The sequence below is a fragment of the Rhodomicrobium vannielii ATCC 17100 genome, assembly GCF_000166055.1.
Classification (GTDB): domain Bacteria; phylum Pseudomonadota; class Alphaproteobacteria; order Rhizobiales; family Rhodomicrobiaceae; genus Rhodomicrobium; species Rhodomicrobium vannielii.
In genome coordinates, this window is the sequence record NC_014664.1 from 1,005,665 (window position 1) to 1,021,837 (window position 16,173).

Consider the following 16,173-nt stretch of genomic DNA (forward strand, 5'->3'; position numbering starts at 1 on the left):
ATCCAGCTTTAGACTCCGCTAGCGCGCAACCGTGCCAGCACCTTCAGCCCGGCATAGCCGTCCGCTGGCTGCATACCGACCTTCAACTGGAAGTCGCGGATCGCCTTCATGGTGTCCTTGCCGACGCGGCCATCGGTGCCGTCGGTGTCGAAGCCCGCCGCAGTCAGCCGCTTCTGCAACTCCTGAACCTCCGCCAGCGTGGGTGCGCGCTCCCCGCCCGGGAACTGCTGCACGAACGGGCCTTCGCCTTTCAGGCGGTCGCCGAGATGGGCAATCGCCAGCGCGTAAGTGTTCGCCGGGTTGTATGACTTGATCGCATCGAAATTCCGCGTGAGCAGGAACGCCGGGCCGCGCGCCACCGGCTGCCACAGCCGCGCCTGTTCGCCGGGCCTCGGGAACGGCTTGCCGGTCGCCCGCGTCACGCCCTTGTCCTGCCATGCAGCGATGGACTTCCAGCCGCCCGCGCCGCCCATGCCTTCCGGCAGGCGCACTTCATAGCCCCAGCCCTCGCCGCGCCGATATTTCCCGCGCTTTGCGATATATTGTGCCGTGCCCGCAAGTGCATCGTCCGGCGGGCCGAAAGGCAAAATCTTGCCGTCGCCGTTGAAATCCACGCCCATGTTGAGCCAGACCTCGGGCATCCATTGCGTATGCCCCATCGCGCCCGCCCACGAACCGATCATCTCATCCGGCCTCGCCCAGCCGCGATCGACGATGACGAGCGCGTTCAGAAGCTCCTGCTCCCAATAGCTGCGGCGGCGCGGCTCGCCCCACGCGAGCGCCGCGAGCGCCGGGAACACGGGGCGCATATGCTTCGGGTTGGTAACGACATCGCCGAACGCGCTCTCCATGCCCCAGAGGCCGAGCATCACGTAGCGGTCCACGCCGTAGGTGCGCTCGATCTTCTCCAACAATGGCGCATATTCGCGGGCGCGCTCGATACCGATGCCGATACGCCAGTCGGACACGCGGCGATTAAGGTACTGCCAGACTTCTTCCTTGAATTCGGGCTGCGCCTTGTCGAGCGCGTAGACGGAGGTGTCGGGCTTGAGCGCTCCCATGACACGCGCATACGTCGCGCCGGAGATGCCGCGCGAGCGGGCGCGGGCGCCGAACGCCTCGACCCATTGCGGAAATGGCATGCGCGCCGATTGTGCAGAAGCTGAAGGGGTTAGGACGCCGCTGCCGCAAGCGCCTGAGACCAGAGTGGCGAGCGCGCCCTGAAGCACCGCCCTGCGTGAAAAATTCATAGCCATCGCGCCGAGGTTGCTGAAAACAACAGCAAAATTGTGGTCGCGCCTTTAATAACAAGGACATCATGGAATTTTGGTGAACGCCGCCTCGCGTCCCGGGCCACCAAATCGGTAGCTTGGCCACACTCAGAAGTGGCAAGAATTAACCAACCCCAACCTTGGCCTAAAAATTGCCTTTGATCGGGTGCAGGAAACCTGTTGTCGAAGCAAGGATTCGTTTACCTTTTCACCCGCTCAGGTGATCGGACCTTCAGCTTGCCTGATATTGGAAGGTTGAAAAGTAATGCGGAAAAAGGAACTCGCGCTCGGTGCGTTCCTCATCGCGCTGGTCGTGACCGGCGGATTTCTCTTCATGCCGCTCGTTCAGCGCGAAAGCGCGCAGGCGACGAGCCCTGAAATCTACAAGAACCTCGAACTGTTCGGAGTCGTGCTGGAGCGCGTGCGCGCCGAATATGTCGAAAAACCCGATGACGCGAAACTCATCGAAAATGCGATCAAGGGCCTCGTGAATGGGCTCGATCCGCATTCAGCCTATCTGACGCCCAAGGAATTTCAGGACGAGCAAGCCGACACGCGCGGCGAGTTCGGCGGCCTCGGCATCGATGTCATGATGGAAGACGGTGCCATCAAGGTCATCGCGCCGCTCGACAATATGCCTGCCGATCGGGCAGGCGTGCTCGCTGGCGATGCAATCACGGCGCTCGATGGTCAAACGGTGAAGGGGCTCAGCATGGATGCCGCCGTCGACCGCATGCGCGGGGCGGTCGGCTCGCCGGTTACGCTCACGATCCAGCGGAAGGGCGCGACCAACCCGATCACGGTGAAGGTCATCCGCGACATCATCAAGATCAATCCGGTGCAATATAGCGTCGAGGGTGATGCGGGCTGGATCAAGGTGAAGTCGTTCGAGAACGAACATACGACCGAATATCTTCAGAAGGCGGTCGAAGACATCAAGAGGACGCTCGACGGCAAGGTGTCGGGCTACGTGCTCGACCTGCGCAACAATCCGGGCGGTCTGCTCGATCAGGCCATCGACCTTTCCGACGCGTTTCTCGACAAGGGCTCCATCGTCGTGACGCGCGGGAGGAATGCCGAAGACATCGAGCGCACGACCGCTAAGCCGGGCGATATCGCTGACGGCAAGCCGGTGATCGTGCTTCTCAACGGCGGATCGGCGTCAGCCTCGGAGGTCGTCGCGGGCGCGCTTCAGGACCACAAGCGGGCGACGCTGCTCGGCACACGCTCCTTCGGCAAGGGATCGGTGCAAACGCTCATTCCGCTCGCCAACAAGGGCGCGATCCGAGTCACCACCGCACGCTATTTCACGCCGTCGGGCCGCTCGATCCAGGCGACCGGCATCGAACCTGATTATGTGGTGGAACCCGAGCTTCCGCCGGAGCTGAAGCTGCAACTCGCCAGCGTGCCCTTTGAATCCGAGGCTCAGTTGCGCGGCCATCTGAAGAACGCCGCCGCGACGGAAGAGGGGGGTGGCAGCATCTCCTACGTCCCGAAGGAGAAGGAAAAGGACAACCAGCTTCAGGCGGCGTTGGCGCTCCTCCATGGGCAACTGCCGCAAACGGGCAATAAGGCCATGGATTCGCTGGATCAGGCGCGTGCCACGACCCCGGCTTCAAGCCCGCTGGCGAACGGCCCGTCGGGCGGCTGAGCGTCGCGCGGCGGAGCGGCCGAGTCTCGGAGGGGGCCATCGCGGCGAAATGCGTGTGATCGCCCCATCCATCATAAGCGCAAGTCGTGCGTGATCCCGCAAAAGTGGAAGCCTACTGTGCGATAGGATCATGCTCGATAAACTTGGAGCGCGCTTCAGATGCCAGTCATGCTCTAGCAGCGCGGTGTACGTGCGATAACGCTCTGAAATTCAGTCGTGCGGTTCTTCGGCGTGGGCCGCGAGCACTTGCCCGGCGAGATAGAGCGAGCCCGCGATGACGATGCGGATGGGGCCTTTCGCGGCGGCGCGGCTTTTCGCAAAAGCCTCTTCGAGGCTCCCGGCTGGCTCGGCGGCAAGTCCCTCGCGGCGCGCGATGGCGGCAAGCTCGTCCGCCTTGTAAGCCGACGTCTGGCCCTCGATGTCGACGGTGGCCGTAAGCTCGGGCAGGCCCTGAAAGTGACGGAGAAAACCGCCCGCATCCTTGGTCGACAGCATTCCGACGATCAAATGAATGGGGCTCGACACGCGCTCTTCGAGGTCGGCCAGCGCGCGCGCCACCACCTCGCCCGCAGCTGGATTATGCCCGCCGTCCACCCAGATTTCCGAGCCCTCGGGCGCGAGCGCGTGAAGACGACCGGGGCCGAGGCGTTCGAGCCGCGCGGGCCAGACCGCCGATGTGATCCCTTTCGCGATGGCTGCCTCGGACACGTGGAAGCCTTCGAGGTTGCGCGCGGTGGCGATGGCCGTGCCCGCGTTCTCGAACTGGTGGTGGCCGAACAAGCGCGGAAGCGGCAGATCGAGCAGGCTTTCCTCATCCTGATAGACGAGGTGGCCCTGCTGCTCGAACACGTCCCAGCTTGCACCGGCCGCGATCACAGGCGCTTCGAGGGCTGCGGCGCGCATGGCAATGACGTGCATCGCCTCGTCCGACTGCCGCGAGACGATAGCGGGGCGTCCGCGCTTCAAAATGCCCGCCTTCTCGCCGGCGATGGCCTCGATATTATCGCCGAGATAGGAGCAATGATCGATCGAGATCGCCGTCAGCACGGTTGCCAAAGGCTCGTCGATGACGTTGGTCGCGTCAAGCCGCCCGCCGAGCCCCGTCTCCAGAAGTACGATGTCGGCCGGATTTTCGGCGAAGGCGAGGAACGCCGCTGCCGTGGTGATCTCGAAAAATGTGATCGGCTCGCCGCGATTGGCAGTCTCAGTGCGCGCCAGGACATCGGCCAGATGGCTCTCGCTGATCGGCCTTGCACCACCCTGCGCCGCGAGCTGGATGCGTTCATGGAAACGCACGAGGTGCGGCGAGGTGAAGACATGCGCGCGATAACCGGACGCTTCGAGCATCGCCTTCAGGAACGCGACCACGGACCCCTTGCCGTTGGTGCCCGCGACGTGAACCACGGGAGGAATGCTTCGATGTGGGTCGCCGAGCGCGCGGAGAAGCCGATGCACGCGGCCGAGCGAGAGGTCGATGCTTTTCGGGTGCAGCGTCTGAAGGCGCGCAAGCAGGCTGTCTGAGGGTGAGCTCAAGGAGATGTCCGAAGAATTGCGAGGGGCGCGAGTGTGCCCCGCTTTGCTCATGACGGCGATGCGGGCGCCGGGGCCTTGGTCGGCTCAGGCGAGGCAGGCTCGACGGTTGTCGCCGCGATCTGTTCCGCCGTCGCCGGCAGCTTGGCGTCGGAGGCCGCGCCGTTCAAATGCCGTGCGTTGGCCTCGGCCGTAGACGCAGCGCGCGCCTTGGCCACTCCGCGGCGCTCCGCCGTCAGCATCGCGCAGATCCGGGCGAGCGTGTCGCGCAGTTCGTGGCGGTGCACCACCATGTCGATCATGCCGTGGTCGAGGAGATATTCCGAACGCTGGAAGCCATCGGGCAGCTTCTCGCGGATCGTCTGCTCGATGACGCGCGGCCCGGCAAAACCGATGAGCGCGCCGGGTTCCGCGATGTGGATGTCACCCAGCATGGCATAAGACGCAGTGACGCCGCCCGTTGTCGGGTTGGTCAGCACCACGATATAAGGCAGGCCCGCGTCGCGCAGGCGCTGCACCGCAACCGTGGTACGAGGCATCTGCATGAGCGACAAGATGCCCTCCTGCATGCGCGCGCCGCCGGACGACACGAAAAGGATGTATGGCGCTTTCAGCTCCACGGCTTTCATCATGCCGAGGATGATCGCCTCACCCGCCGCCATGCCGAGCGAGCCGCCCATGAAGGTGAAATCCTGCACGCCCGCGACGACCGTCAGCCCATCGAGCAGACCGACGCCCGTTATCAGCGCATCCTGCATGCCGGTTTTCGCGCGCGCTTCCTTGATACGGTCGGCATAACGCTTCTCGTCGCGGAACTTCAGCGGGTCGGCGGGCACTTCGGGTGAGGGCAGCGTCTCGAACTTGCCGTCGTCGAAGAAGGTTTTCAGCCGCGGCACAGCCCCGATGCGCATGTGATGGCCGGATTGCGGAAAAACGAACTGATTCGCCTCCAGATCCTTGTGGAATACCATCTGCCCGGTTTCCGGGCATTTGATCCAAAGGTTCTCCGGCATCTCCCTTTTCTGCCAGAGACCGCTGATCTTGGGGCGGACGACGCTATTGATCCAGTTCACGGCTTTTCGCTTTCATTGCCTCGTGGGAGGCCATCTTCGCTAGTGTTCAGGCTGCCTTCAGGCCGGCGGAGAGCTTTTCGACCAGTGTGAGCACGGAGCTTACGGTTAGTTCGGTCGCACGCCCCTTGTCGTCAAGGCTCTGGGCGATGGCATCTACGATCGCGGAGCCGACGACGACACCGTCGGCGACGCTCGCGATGGACTTCGCCTGTTCGGGCGTGCGCACACCAAAGCCGACCGCGACGGGAAGCCTGGTTCTCGCCTTGATGCGAGCCACGTTCTTCGCCACCGCTTCGAGGTCGGGCGCGCGCGTTCCGGTCACGCCCGTGATCGACACGTAATAGACGAAGCCACTCGTGTTCGCGAGTACGGCGCCGAGGCGATGGTCGTCTGTCGTCGGCGTTGTGAGGCGAACGAAATTCAATCCGGCGTTCAGGGCCGGGATGCAAAGCTCGTCGTCCGCTTCCGGCGGCGCGTCGACCACGATCAGCCCGTCGACGCCCGCCTCGACCGCGTCGGCGAGGAAACTATCCACCGGATAGACGTATATGGGGTTGTAGTAGCCCATAAGCACAATGGGCGTCGTTTTGTTCGTCTCGCGGAAGGCGCGCACCATGGCGAGCGTCTTGTGCATGTCCTGACCGGCGTGCAGCGCCCGCAGCGACGCGCGCTGGATCGCCGGGCCGTCCGCCATGGGGTCGGAGAACGGCATGCCAAGTTCGATGACATCCGCGCCCGCCCCCGGCAGACCCTTGAGGATTTCGAGAGACGTGGCGGTGTCGGGATCGCCAGCCGTAATGAAGGTGACGAAAGCCTTGCGGTCTTGAGCCGCCAATTCTTCGAAGACTGTCGCGAGCCGATGCATGATCGCCTTGAGCCTTAAGAGCGCGCGTGTGCGCTAGATGTCCATTCCGAGATGACCGGCAACGGCGAAGATGTCCTTGTCGCCCCGTCCGCTCATGTTCATAACGAGGAGATCGTCCGGCGGCAAGGTGGGGGCAAGTTTTGTCACATAGGCGAGCGCGTGGGCGGGTTCGAGCGCGGGGATGATGCCCTCGATCCGCGTGCACAGCTGGAACGCATCCAGCGCCTCGCGGTCCGTCGCCGATACATAGGTCACGCGGCCGGTGTCGCGCAGCCAGCTATGCTCGGGCCCGATGCCCGGATAATCGAGGCCCGCCGAGATCGAATGTCCTTCAAGGATCTGGCCGTCGCCGTCCTGCAGCAGATAGGTGCGGTTGCCGTGCAGCACGCCGGGCTTGCCGCCGTTGAGCGAGGCGCAATGCCCGTTCGGCACATCGAGGCCCCTGCCCGCGGCTTCCACGCCGAACATCTTTACGCTCGGATCGTCGAGGAAGGGGTGGAAAATACCCATCGCATTCGAGCCGCCGCCGATGGCCGCAACCAGCGTATCCGGCAGGCGGCCTTCCGCCGCAAGCATCTGCTCGCGGGTTTCCTGCCCGATGACGGCCTGAAAATCGCGCACCATGGCGGGATAGGGATGCGGACCGGCCACCGTGCCGATGATGTAGAACGTGTCCTCGACATTCGACACCCAATCGCGCAACGCCTCGTTCATGGCGTCTTTCAGCGTGCCGGTGCCCGAGATGACCGGCCGCACTTCCGCGCCGAGAAGCCGCATGCGAAACACGTTCGGCTTCTGCCGTTCGATGTCCGTCGCGCCCATGTATATCACGCAAGGCAGGCCGAAACGCGCGGCCACCGTGGCCGTCGCGACGCCGTGCTGGCCCGCGCCCGTTTCCGCGATGATGCGCTTTTTGCCCATGCGCTTCGCCAGCAGGATCTGGCCGAGGCAGTTGTTTACCTTATGCGAGCCGGTATGATTCAGTTCCTCGCGCTTGAAGTACACCTTCGCGCCGCTGAGGTGCTGCGTGAGCCGTTCCGCGAAGTAGAGCGGGCTGGGCCGGCCTGCGTAATGGGCGTTGAGGTCTGCGAGTTCCGCGTGAAATGCGGGATCGACCTTGGCCGCCTCATACGCCGCTTCGAGTTCGAGGATGAGCGGCATCAGCGTTTCGGCAACAAAGCGTCCGCCGTAAAGCCCGAAATGACCCCTTTCGTCCGGGCCGGTGCGGTAACTGTTCAGATGCAGCGGCGTTTCAGCGATGGGGTCCATGTCGATCCTCTTCCGCCGCGGTCGCGGCGACTGGTTCAAGATGTTTGGCGGCGCGGACGAAGCGGGCGATGAGGTCCGGATCCTTGACGCCGGGAGCGCGCTCGACGCCTGACGAAACATCGACGCTTCGGGCACAACTCGTGGCAATTGCGAGCCGCACATTATCAGGGTCGAGGCCGCCTGAAAGCATAAAATCGGGTCTGGGTTGCGCCTTCGCGAGCCACGTCCAGTCGAACGAAATACCGTTGCCGCCGGGAAGTGCGTCGGGCGCGCGAGGCGGCGGTGCATCGAACAGCACGATGTCGGCGGTGGGTTCGAAAACGCGGGAGGCCTCGATATCGTCGAGGCTCCCGACCTTCACCGCCTTGATGATTCGCGTGCCGAAGCGGCGGCGGATTTCGGCCACGCGCTCGGCGCTTTCGCGGCCGTGAAGCTGGAAGAAGTCGGGCGCGACGCGGGTCTTGATCGCTTCGAGAAGCGCGTCGTCGGCATCGACCGTCAGCGCAACGATGGCGATACGCCCGCGCGCGAGCGTTGCAAGTTCCGCGGCCCGGTCGACCGAAACATTGCGCGGGCTTTTCGGGAAAAACACGAGGCCCGCATAGTCCGTGCCCGCGCAGATCGCCGCTTCGAGCGTATCCTCGGTTGAAAGTCCGCAGATTTTGACGGAAACGGTCATGCTCTCAAAAGCTGTCGAGATGGCTTATGTCTGCCTCACCAGATCGTGGCGGAGCGAAACCGCGCCATCTGTGATTTCACTCCGGCTTCCGCGTTCCTGGGAAGCGCGAAATCTTGGATTGCTATCGTTCGACGGCATCGCAACGCGCCGCCTGGTCATTGCTCAAGACTAAGATTTCACAAAACCCGCGCTCACTTTGGAACAGGCAATGCGCCTCAATCTGCCCTGGCATTCGCGACCGTCGAAACGCGCTAAGTCTCATACATCGATTGCCCGCGTAAACCAGCCCTCCAATCCGCCTGACAAAGCCTCGGCGGAGGAACGGCCCTAGCGGATGGAGCGAAGCGCTCGCTGCTGGGGCTGCGCGGCACCGGGCTTCGGCAAAGCCTGCTCGAGTCCGCGCTTGAGCTTCTCGGCCTCCTGCTTCCAGATGGCCGCCTCCCTGTGCGTGTCGCGGGCGGCCTTGCGCCAGTGGCCCTGACCGAGCCACGCGACGATCCAGCCTCCGATAGCGCCAAGGAAAGCCGCGCCAAACAGGAAGGCGTAGAACGGCAGGTTCACCTTGAACGCGATGTCGCGGTCGATGAACGGATCGACGACGAAGGAGACGTCGTGCCGGTTCGCGACCGCGAAAGCAGCGATGACCGCGCCAATGATCAGAAGAAGAACGAAGATGAGGAAACGTTTCATGGATGCATCGGCCGAAGCGGCCGCCTGTCGCCAGAGTTAGGATGCCTTCGCTGCCTTCTTGCGGCCTTTCGGCTTCTCGGCAGGAGCCTCGGGCGGATTAAGCCTGATTCTCAGCTCTTTGCCTGTCTTGAAATAGGGGACGAACTTTTCAGGCACGGAAACCTGATCCCCTGTCCTCGGGTTACGGCCGACCCTAGCGGGGCGGTGCTTGACGGAAAATGCGCCAAAGCCGCGCAGCTCGACACGGTCGCCCTTGGTCAGCGCGCCAGTAATCTCTTCGAAAATCACATTCACGATCTTCTCCACATCCCGGTGCATGAGATGAGGGTTCGTCGCGGCAAGTTTCTCAATCAGCTCGGACTTAATCATACATTTATCTCACATTGCTGAGCTGAGGGTGCCAAATGGAGAATAAGCCGTCAAGCGGACGGTCCTTCAGGATGTCCAGGCCTTCGAGCACAGCCGCGTCGACAAGAGACGCGACGCCGAGCTTCAGCGCGAGGCTCGACATCGACGCAGAAAGCAGTGAGGACACGGATTGTCCGGGCTTCCAGTCCCGCACTTTCAGGCCAGACGGCACTTTGCGGGCGTCGGTGAACCATTTGATGGCAACCTGCTCATCTCCGATCGCGTCAATAAGCCCGACCTGCGCCGCTTGCCTACCCGTGTAGATCCGGCCGGTCTTGATGTCTTCGAGGGACGATACTGCGGCTTTGCGCCGCTCCGCGACCAGCCCCACGAACCAGCCCTGGCTGTCCTTCACGAGCTGTTCCGTCAGCGCACGCGCCGCATCGTCCACGGGTGTGAACGGCGACGGCTTCGCCTTGAGCGCGCCGCTTCTCACCTCGTCGACCTTGACGCCAACCTTGCTGAGGAGCTCTGAGACGTCGGCCCACTGAAAGATAACGCCAACGGAGCCGGTGATCGTATTGCCGCGCGCGACGATATAATCCGTGGCGATGCCGCCGAGATAGGCCGCCGACGTCGCCATTGTGCCGAACACGGCAGCGACGGGCTTGGCATTCGCGAGTTCGCGCAGGTCTTCGTACAGGGCCTCGCCGCCGGTCGTGGTGCCACCGGGGCTATCCACGGCGACGATGACCGCCTTCACGTTGTCGTCCTTGCGAAGCTTTTCCAGCATGTCGTGCCGGGACTTCGAATCGCCGATAAAGCCCGAGATCGTGACGCGCGCGATGTGGTCGCGCCCGATCCCGAAGCCAGATGCGCCGTCGTCGCCGCCCGACCGTGCGCCCGCGAAAGCAAGCGCGGCGACGAACGCGACGATGGCAAGCACGCGCCAAACGGTCAGGCGACGCTTGAGACGGCGACGGTCGATGAGAATGTCTGAATCCAAGGTCATGCATTCACCTTCGAACGAGGCCCGCGCAATGATTTGCACGGGCCATGCCGCTCAAGCGCGCCTTCGCGCAATACGGCCTACTCCTTGTCCTTGGTCTGCGCCTTGAGCGCAGCGCCAAGGATGTCGCCGAGCGAAGCACCGCTGTCGGTCGAACCGAACTGAGCGACGGCTTCCTTCTCTTCGGCGATTTCCAGCGCCTTGATCGAAAGACCGATCTTGCGCCCGCCCTTGTCCACCTGTGTGACAACCGCATCGACCATGTCGCCGGCGGAGAAACGCTCGGGACGCTGTTCGCTGCGATCGCGGGACAGATCAGCGCGGCGGATGAACGCCGTCATATCGGTGCCCGCGATTTTCACGTCGATGCCGGCATCCTTCACCTCGATAACTTCGCAGGTGACGATGGAGCCCTTCTTCAGCGTCGAGGACGCGGACTGGAACGGATCGGTGGCCAGCTGCTTGATGCCGAGGCTGATGCGTTCCTTCTCGGGGTCGGTCTCAAGCACAACAGCGCGAACGGTGTCGCCCTTGTTGTATTCCTTGATCGCTTCCTCGCCAGAACGGGACCAGTCGAGATCCGACAGATGCACCATGCCGTCGATGCCGCCTTCGAGGCCCACGAACAGACCGAACTCGGTGATGTTGCGAACCTGGCCTTCGACCTCGGAACCCTTCGGATGCGTGTCCGCAAACGTGTTCCAGGGGTTTTCCTGCGTCTGCTTCAGGCCGAGCGAGATGCGGCGCTTGGAAGCGTCCACTTCGAGAACCTGAACTTCCACTTCCTGGCTCGTCGAAACGATCTTGCCGGGGTGGACGTTCTTCTTGACCCAGCTCATCTCGGAGACGTGGATCAGGCCTTCGACGCCGGGTTCCAGCTCCACGAACGCGCCGTAGTCGGCGATGTTCGTGACGGTGCCCGTGAACTTGCCGCCGATCGGATATTTCGCTTCGATGCCCGACCACGGGTCGGAACCGAGCTGCTTCATGCCGAGGCTGATGCGCTGCGTCTCGGGGTTGATGCGGACGATCTGCACCTTCACCGTGTCGCCGACGTTCAGGATCTCGGTCGGATGGTTGACGCGCTTCCACGCCATATCGGTGACGTGAAGCAGGCCGTCGATGCCGCCGAGGTCGATGAACGCGCCGTAATCGGTGATGTTCTTGACGACGCCGTCGACCACCTGGCCCTCTTCGAGCTTGGCGACGATTTCGCTACGCTGCTCGGCGCGCGTCTCTTCGAGAACGGAGCGGCGCGACACGACGATATTGCCGCGACGGCGATCCATCTTGAGGATCTGGAAGGGCTGCGGCACGTTCATGAGCGGCGTCACGTCCTTGATCGGACGGATATCGACCTGCGAGCCGGGAAGGAAGGCTACCGCGCCGTCGAGGTCGACGGTGAAGCCGCCCTTCACGCGGTTGAAGATCACGCCTTCGACTTTTTCGCCGGCGTTGAATTTCTGTTCGAGCTTCGTCCAGCTATCTTCGCGGCGAGCCTTCTCGCGCGAAAGAACCGCTTCGCCCATCGCGTTTTCGATGCGCTCGACGTAAACCTCGACCTCGTCGCCGACATGAATGGTCGGGTTGGCGACGGACGAGCCAAATTCCTTGAGCGGCACGCGGCCTTCGGTCTTGAGGCCGACGTCGATAACCGCCAAATCCTTTTCGATCGCGACGATGATACCCTTCACCACCGCGCCTTCGCTCGGCGCGGAGCCGGAAAGCGATTCATCGAGAAGAGCGGCGAAGTCGTCGACGGTCGGATTATACTCCTTGGCCTTTGGCTCTATTGTTTGCGTTGCAGTCATTAAAACTCCGATTTGGCCTTGTGGCCTGGGGTATGCGTTAGAGGTTGAAGACAGGCGGCCTCCGGGGGCGCGGTTTCCCCGATGCCGTCACAAATGCGAATTCAGATTTGCCGCCCGCCGGTCAACTCTGCGGATCGACTTTCGAGACGCGAACGGATCACGCCGAACCCGTTGGCGGGCTTAGCATGATTTATCCGCGACGCGCCACTTTATCAATAAGGTGAAGAGCGGCGGCAACGGCTTTTTCTATATCCAACTCGGTCGTATCGAGCAAGAGCGCGTCCTCAGCCGGTTTCAGCGGCGACACGGCCCTCTCGCTGTCCCGCTTGTCGCGCGCCTTGATCTCGGCGAGCACAACCTGCTCGGTTATTTCGACGCCGTAGCCCACAAGTTCGCGGTGACGCCGGGCTGCGCGGCTTTCCGCCGACGCGGTGACGAAGATCTTCGCTTCTGCGTCCGGGCAGACGACGGTGCCGATGTCGCGGCCTTCGACCACCGCGCCACCGGGCTGATTGGCGAACGCCCGCTGGAATTCGAGAAGCGCGGCGCGCACGTCCGGGATTGCCGCCACGACGCTCGCGGCCTCGCCATTGCCCCTGAGGCGGAGATTCGGGTCGCCAAGCGTCGACGGGTCGATTCTCTTTGCCGCGAAGGCCGCTGCGCGGGCATCTTCGAGCGAATGTCCCGCCGCCATCACGTCGCGCGCAACCGCGCGATAGAGCGAGCCCGTGTCGAGATGCGGCAGCCCGTAGGTCTGCGCTACACGGCGCGCGAGCGTGCTTTTTCCGGCCGCCGCCGTTCCGTCGATTGCGATTATCATTCGTGGTCTTTCCCACGCGCCTCGTTCGAAGCCTGCCCCGGCTCGTCGAGCGTCGCGCCCACCTGTTGCATCAGAGTGCGAAATTCCGGGAAGCTCGTCGCGATCATCGACGCGTCGTCGACAGTCACCGGCTCCTCGGTTGCAAGGCCCAGCACCAGGAACGACATCGCGATCCTGTGGTCCATGTGGGTCTTGATGGTAGCGCCGCCGCGCACCTTCGGCAAGCCCAGCACGGTGAGCGTGTCGCCGCGCGCATGCGCTATCGCTCCGCAGGCGACAAGCCCGTCGACCATGGCCGCGAGCCGGTCGCTTTCCTTTACGCGAAGCTCGGCGAGGCCTTCCATAAGGGTCTCGCCCTCGGCAAGGGTCGCGAGCGCCGCCAGCATCGGGTATTCATCGATCATGGAGGGCGCGCGGGCCGCTGGCACCGTCACGCCGCGAAGTTCGCTCGTCCGGGCGCGGATGTCGGCGACTGGTTCGCCGCTCACTTCGCGCTCGTTTTCGAAGCTGATGTCCGCGCCCATCTCGGCGAGCGTCTCGTAGAAGCCCGTGCGCGTCGGGTTCACCAGCACATTCTTCACGAGGATGTCGGACGCGGGCGTTATGAGCGCCGCCGCGACGAGGAACGCCGCCGAACTCGGATCCCCCGGCACCGCGACTGGCTGGCCTTGGAGCGTGCGCCGCCCTTCGAGCGCGATGCGAAGGCCGCCCTCGAACGGCTCGACCGAAATTTCCGCCCCGAAATAACGCAGCATCTTCTCGGTGTGGTCGCGCGACTTTTCGCTCTCGATGACGCTCGTCTCGCCGCTCGCGAACAGCCCCGCGAGCAGTACGGCCGACTTCACCTGCGCGGACGGCACCGGCAGGCGGTAGCTGATCGGCACCAGATCCCCCGTTCCGACAAGCGTCAGCGGCAGCGTGTTGCGGCCTTCTTCCTCGATGGCGAGGCCCATGCTTTGCAACGGCGCGAGCACGCGGCCCATCGGGCGCTTTTGCAGGCTCGCGTCGCCAGTGAAGCGCGCGGCGAGCGGGTGCCCGGCGACGACGCCCATCATGAGGCGTGCGCCGGTGCCCGAGTTGCCGAAGTCGAGGTCGCCCGCGGGCGCTGCGAGTCCGCCAAGGCCGCGGCCCGTGACGGTCCATGCGCCATCCGCGTCGCGCTCGACGCCCGCGCCCAGCGCTTCGAGCGCGCGCGCCGTACACAGGATGTCTTCGGCTTCGAGAAGCCCCGTGATTCGGGTGCGTCCTTCGGCCAGCGCGCCGAGGATCAGAGCGCGATGCGAAATGGATTTATCGCCCGGGACAACAACCGCCCCTTGCAATCGTCCCGACTTTCGCGACATTAGCGGCCTTACGTCGGCTGCGTGGGTGGACATCGGCGGAGAGCCCCTGTCTTTCTGTAGAAAACAAACGCAGCCGTCATAGACCCATCTCGGCGAAAACTGTCAATCGGCTTGGGGCGAATGCGGCACAATTTCTGCGCGCTTCGCGCTTTGCCTTTGACAGGCGGCGGCGATGCTGACTATCCGAAACACAATGCGGCGCGGCGCGCCATGGAAGAACCCTCAAGAAAGCTCAAAACCGATGTCCCTGAAAGCTGAGCGCGGCACCAAGCGGGTTTGCCAATCCTGCGGCTCCAAATTCTACGATCTCAACCGCGATCCCATCGTTTGTCCGGCCTGTCAGGCTGTTTATCAGGACGGCGGCGTGCCTTCGCGGCTCCCGGCTGGCAACAATCTCGACGCCGATGACGACGCGGTGCTGGATGCGGGCCGCGGCGGGCTCGAATTCGTGCCGCTCGACGAGGTGGCGCGCGAAGAGGAACTGCCCGATATCGAAGGCGGCGATCTCGCCGACGTTGCCGACGACGAGGCCGATATCGACACCGGCGCCGACGACGAAACCTTCCTCGAAGCCGAAGACGAGAGCGAAGCCGACGTGCCCTTCGTCAGCGGTGGCAAGGACGACGACGTCTGATCGAAGTGATTCGCGCTGGTGCCTGCCAGCGACGCTGTAATCGAGCGGGACGGCGGCGAAGAATGGTATTTTGGGAAATGCCGCCGTCTTGTCGAAGTAATTATCGCGGCGTGGGAAGCTGGACAGTCTGGCCCACAACATCGATCGCCACCTTACCTCGAAGCCCACGCGAGCCGCCGCCTTCGAGCAGTTCATGCGCTTCGCCGATCCGAGCCAGAGGAAGCACCGCGCCGATCACCGGCTTGATCAGGCCGCGTTCGACAAGGTTTGTCAGAGCGTCGAGCTTGCCTCGGTTTTGACGAGTGAACACGAAATGGTAGGCGGCGTTCTTACCCCAAGCCTCGATCAGGTTCTGCGGCTGCGCGATGTCGACGATGCTGACAACCCGTCCGGCATCCGCGAGGGCGAGCGCGCTTCTCGTCAGGGTGTCGCCGCCGATGGTGTCAAACACGACGTTCACCCCTTGCCCTTGCGTCAGATCCGCCACGGCGGTGACGTAGTCATCGGAGGCGTGGTCGATCACTTCGTCCGCTCCGAGCGAACGCACGAATTCATGGTTGCTACGGCGCGCCGTCGTGATGACCCGCGCACCCATCGCCTTGGCAAGCTGGATCGCTATTGTACCCACGCCGCCGGCGCCACCGTGGATCAGAATGGTCTCGCGAACGGCAAGCTGGGCACGGCTCACCAAGGCCTCCCAGACGGTGCCTCCAACGAGCGTCAGGCTGGCGGCCTCCAGATGGTTGATGTTGTGCGGCTTGCGGGCGACCAGATCGACATCCGCAACATGCTGTTCCGCGTACGAACCGGGGCCGCCGAAGATCTTTGGCGTGTAATAAACCTCGTCGCCTATGTCGAACTCGCTTACATCCGACCCCTTGTCCTTCACGATACCGGAAACGTCGTGACCGATAATGGCGGGGAGCGGCACGGAGTCGGCGTAGTCGCCACGCCGGATCTGATAGTCCAGGGGATTGATGGCGGTGGCGTGAACGCGCACCCGGATCTGGCGAGATCCGATGGCCGGTACGGAAACGTCGCGCATTTCAAAAGCGTCGAAGCCGCCGAATTTGCTGAGGACGATCGCCTTCATGGTGTCGGTCATGATCTTACCTTTCTCAACTTTAAGTAATGCCGGGAAGCTATTACGTCATCCCGCTTTCCTGTGGAAAAGCCCCCG

15 protein-coding genes are annotated in these 16,173 nt (G+C 63.3%); 2 read left to right on the top strand and 13 right to left on the bottom strand.

Annotated features, from left to right (window positions below):
- Positions 1 to 8: 8 nt before the first annotated feature.
- Positions 9 to 1,256 carry a lytic murein transglycosylase gene (locus RVAN_RS04530; protein WP_013418582.1) on the bottom strand — a complete coding sequence of 416 codons (1,248 nt, stop codon included), beginning with the start codon at positions 1,254 to 1,256 and terminating at the stop codon, positions 9 to 11.
- Between the two features lie 280 nt (positions 1,257 to 1,536).
- On the opposite strand from RVAN_RS04530, the gene RVAN_RS04535 reads away from it, so the two are divergent.
- Positions 1,537 to 2,922, top strand: coding sequence for a S41 family peptidase (locus RVAN_RS04535; RefSeq protein ID WP_013418583.1), 1,386 nt, complete (start codon positions 1,537 to 1,539; stop codon positions 2,920 to 2,922).
- A gap of 210 nt (positions 2,923 to 3,132) precedes the next feature.
- On the opposite strand, the gene RVAN_RS04540 is transcribed toward RVAN_RS04535, so the two are convergent.
- The 11 genes from RVAN_RS04540 to aroA all read right to left on the bottom strand — a co-directional run bounded on the left by RVAN_RS04540 (position 3,133) and on the right by aroA (position 14,392).
- On the bottom strand, positions 3,133 to 4,506 hold the full coding sequence (locus tag RVAN_RS04540; RefSeq protein ID WP_013418584.1) for a bifunctional folylpolyglutamate synthase/dihydrofolate synthase: 1,374 nt from the start codon (positions 4,504 to 4,506) through the stop codon (positions 3,133 to 3,135).
- A complete protein-coding gene (gene accD / locus RVAN_RS04545) occupies positions 4,503 to 5,525 on the bottom strand; it encodes an acetyl-CoA carboxylase, carboxyltransferase subunit beta (protein ID WP_013418585.1) in 1,023 nt (340 codons plus the stop codon). Before accD ends, RVAN_RS04540 begins: the two co-directional genes overlap by 4 nt.
- Before the next feature lie 46 nt (positions 5,526 to 5,571).
- Positions 5,572 to 6,393, bottom strand: coding sequence for a tryptophan synthase subunit alpha (gene trpA / locus RVAN_RS04550; protein WP_169309585.1), 822 nt, complete (start codon positions 6,391 to 6,393; stop codon positions 5,572 to 5,574).
- Positions 6,394 to 6,423: 30 nt separating this feature from the next.
- Entirely contained in the window at positions 6,424 to 7,659 is a 1,236-nt protein-coding gene (gene trpB, locus RVAN_RS04555; RefSeq protein ID WP_013418587.1) for a tryptophan synthase subunit beta, read from the bottom strand.
- Entirely contained in the window at positions 7,643 to 8,338 is a 696-nt protein-coding gene (locus RVAN_RS04560) for a phosphoribosylanthranilate isomerase (protein ID WP_013418588.1), read from the bottom strand. The genes trpB and RVAN_RS04560 overlap by 17 nt, the downstream gene beginning before the upstream one ends.
- Positions 8,339 to 8,665: 327 nt before the next feature.
- Entirely contained in the window at positions 8,666 to 9,028 is a 363-nt protein-coding gene (locus RVAN_RS04565; RefSeq protein ID WP_013418589.1) for a hypothetical protein, read from the bottom strand.
- A gap of 36 nt (positions 9,029 to 9,064) precedes the next feature.
- Positions 9,065 to 9,397 carry an integration host factor subunit beta gene (gene ihfB / locus RVAN_RS04570; protein WP_013418590.1) on the bottom strand — a complete coding sequence of 111 codons (333 nt, stop codon included), beginning with the start codon at positions 9,395 to 9,397 and terminating at the stop codon, positions 9,065 to 9,067.
- Positions 9,398 to 9,401: 4 nt separating this feature from the next.
- Positions 9,402 to 10,388, bottom strand: a complete 987-nt coding sequence (sppA, locus tag RVAN_RS04575) for a signal peptide peptidase SppA (RefSeq protein WP_013418591.1) — start codon at positions 10,386 to 10,388, stop codon at positions 9,402 to 9,404.
- Between the two features lie 77 nt (positions 10,389 to 10,465).
- Entirely contained in the window at positions 10,466 to 12,196 is a 1,731-nt protein-coding gene (rpsA, locus tag RVAN_RS04580) for a 30S ribosomal protein S1 (RefSeq protein ID WP_013418592.1), read from the bottom strand.
- Between the two features lie 190 nt (positions 12,197 to 12,386).
- A complete protein-coding gene (cmk, locus tag RVAN_RS04585) occupies positions 12,387 to 13,016 on the bottom strand; it encodes a (d)CMP kinase (protein ID WP_013418593.1) in 630 nt (209 codons plus the stop codon).
- Entirely contained in the window at positions 13,013 to 14,392 is a 1,380-nt protein-coding gene (gene aroA / locus RVAN_RS04590; RefSeq protein ID WP_013418594.1) for a 3-phosphoshikimate 1-carboxyvinyltransferase, read from the bottom strand. The genes cmk and aroA overlap by 4 nt, the downstream gene beginning before the upstream one ends.
- 208 nt (positions 14,393 to 14,600) lie before the next feature.
- Here aroA and RVAN_RS04595 point away from each other — a divergent pair, with 208 nt between their 5' ends.
- On the top strand, positions 14,601 to 14,993 hold the full coding sequence (locus RVAN_RS04595) for a TIGR02300 family protein (RefSeq protein ID WP_037235386.1): 393 nt from the start codon (positions 14,601 to 14,603) through the stop codon (positions 14,991 to 14,993).
- A gap of 100 nt (positions 14,994 to 15,093) precedes the next feature.
- On the opposite strand, the gene RVAN_RS04600 is transcribed toward RVAN_RS04595, so the two are convergent.
- The gene (locus tag RVAN_RS04600; RefSeq protein ID WP_013418596.1) at positions 15,094 to 16,098 is read right to left on the bottom strand and encodes a zinc-dependent alcohol dehydrogenase family protein; all 1,005 of its coding nucleotides are present in this window, start codon (positions 16,096 to 16,098) and stop codon (positions 15,094 to 15,096) included.
- Positions 16,099 to 16,173: the final 75 nt, after the last annotated feature.

Coding starts and splice junctions, on each gene's coding strand:
- RVAN_RS04530 (WP_013418582.1), bottom strand. CDS start 1,256: ATGGCTATGAATTTTTCACGCAGGGCGGTGCTTCAGGGCGCGCTCGCC.
- RVAN_RS04535 (WP_013418583.1), top strand. CDS start 1,537: ATGCGGAAAAAGGAACTCGCGCTCGGTGCGTTCCTCATCGCGCTGGTC.
- RVAN_RS04540 (WP_013418584.1), bottom strand. CDS start 4,506: ATGAGCAAAGCGGGGCACACTCGCGCCCCTCGCAATTCTTCGGACATC.
- trpB (WP_013418587.1), bottom strand. CDS start 7,659: ATGGACCCCATCGCTGAAACGCCGCTGCATCTGAACAGTTACCGCACC.
- RVAN_RS04560 (WP_013418588.1), bottom strand. CDS start 8,338: ATGACCGTTTCCGTCAAAATCTGCGGACTTTCAACCGAGGATACGCTC.
- RVAN_RS04565 (WP_013418589.1), bottom strand. CDS start 9,028: ATGAAACGTTTCCTCATCTTCGTTCTTCTTCTGATCATTGGCGCGGTC.
- ihfB (WP_013418590.1), bottom strand. CDS start 9,397: ATGATTAAGTCCGAGCTGATTGAGAAACTTGCCGCGACGAACCCTCAT.
- sppA (WP_013418591.1), bottom strand. CDS start 10,388: ATGACCTTGGATTCAGACATTCTCATCGACCGTCGCCGTCTCAAGCGT.
- rpsA (WP_013418592.1), bottom strand. CDS start 12,196: ATGACTGCAACGCAAACAATAGAGCCAAAGGCCAAGGAGTATAATCCG.
- cmk (WP_013418593.1), bottom strand. CDS start 13,016: ATGATAATCGCAATCGACGGAACGGCGGCGGCCGGAAAAAGCACGCTC.
- aroA (WP_013418594.1), bottom strand. CDS start 14,392: ATGTCCACCCACGCAGCCGACGTAAGGCCGCTAATGTCGCGAAAGTCG.
- RVAN_RS04595 (WP_037235386.1), top strand. CDS start 14,601: ATGTCCCTGAAAGCTGAGCGCGGCACCAAGCGGGTTTGCCAATCCTGC.
- RVAN_RS04600 (WP_013418596.1), bottom strand. CDS start 16,098: ATGACCGACACCATGAAGGCGATCGTCCTCAGCAAATTCGGCGGCTTC.